The sequence below is a fragment of the Streptomyces chiangmaiensis genome (assembly GCF_036281785.1).
In the GTDB taxonomy this organism is placed as follows: domain Bacteria; phylum Actinomycetota; class Actinomycetes; order Streptomycetales; family Streptomycetaceae; genus Streptomyces; species Streptomyces chiangmaiensis.
The window spans coordinates 1-1,146 of record NZ_JAYWVC010000604.1 but is presented as its reverse complement, the minus strand read 5'-3'; the positions used below and the strand labels follow the sequence as shown (position 1 = coordinate 1,146).

Here is a 1,146-nt window from a genome sequence, read left to right as displayed (position 1 = left end):
GGTCCCGCACCCGCGATCGTGGGAAACACAGGCGATTGACCACTCTGCCGTGATCCGGAGGAATGGAAGCCCACAACCGGCCCGTACTGTGGTCGTGTGCAGCTCACCGGAGAGATAACCAGCGACCGTCCTCTGCTCGTCCTTGCGGTCAAGGAAGAGGCCCAGTACCTCGACACGTCCCTGCCCGTCCTACTGACCGGCATGGGAAAGGTCAACGCCGCGACCGCACTGGCCACTGCGCTCGCGATCGGTCCCCTGCCGTCAGGCGTGATCAACCTTGGCACCGCAGGAGCCTTGCGGCCTGGCCCGACGGGAACCCAGCTTATCGGTACGGTCATACAGCACGACCTAGACAGTGCCACCCTGCACAGCCTGACCGGAGAAATCTACGGCGAGCCTATGAGGCTCGTCGACCACGACGGCCCGACCCTCGCCACGGGAGACTCATTCATAGCCGACGAAGCCACCCGCGCTCGCCTAGCGGAACATGCGTCCCTGGTCGACATGGAGGGCTACGCCCTCGCGACGGCCGCACGCCGAGCCGGTGTACCCCTGCGCATCGTGAAACACGTCAGCGACACCGCCGGTGACGGAGCTGCCAGAACCTGGCAGGAATCCGTCGCGGGCTGCGCCCGTGCGCTTGCTCACTGGGCTGCCTGCCATCTACCCAGCTACGCCTGAGCCCGCCAGCCCCGACGTACCTGACGGCCCGGCACATGACGCCTGGCTGTCAGGGTGTGGGTCCCGCGCGAAACCCAGTGGTCCGCGAACGCGCGCACCCCACGCGGCTCCACGGTATGGCCGTATACACCACTCGCCCTTCCAGGCGGGCACCTTTAATTCTGGAACCGCCCGGCGGCGTCCTGAGGTTGGGTAGTCAGGCCATGGCGACGCGCTGTGCGACACCCCCTTTGGTGACGACATCCTCGGGGTTCCTGGCCCAGGAGGCCTCGGCCAGGGAGATACGCACGCACATAATCGGCCCGGAGGGGCGACCAGGTCACCGAGCCGCTGGCCGACACCGAGGAAGGCATCCTCGTCAGCCTACGGGCCATCGACTGCTCCGCTTCGGCGGCCACGGCCTGTGTCCAACGACCACGGCCGTCAAGCACCTTCTCCTTCTCCAGGAGGTTCAGCCGGTCGACC

At 66.8% G+C, this 1,146-nt stretch carries 1 protein-coding gene; it reads left to right on the top strand.

Annotation, left to right across the window (positions count from 1 at the left end; all coding sequences use genetic code 11):
* Nucleotides 1-96 precede the first annotated feature (96 nt).
* A complete protein-coding gene (locus VXC91_RS45900; RefSeq protein WP_329513253.1) occupies nt 97-681 on the top strand; it encodes a nucleosidase in 585 nt (194 codons plus the stop codon).
* Nucleotides 682-1,146: the final 465 nt, after the last annotated feature.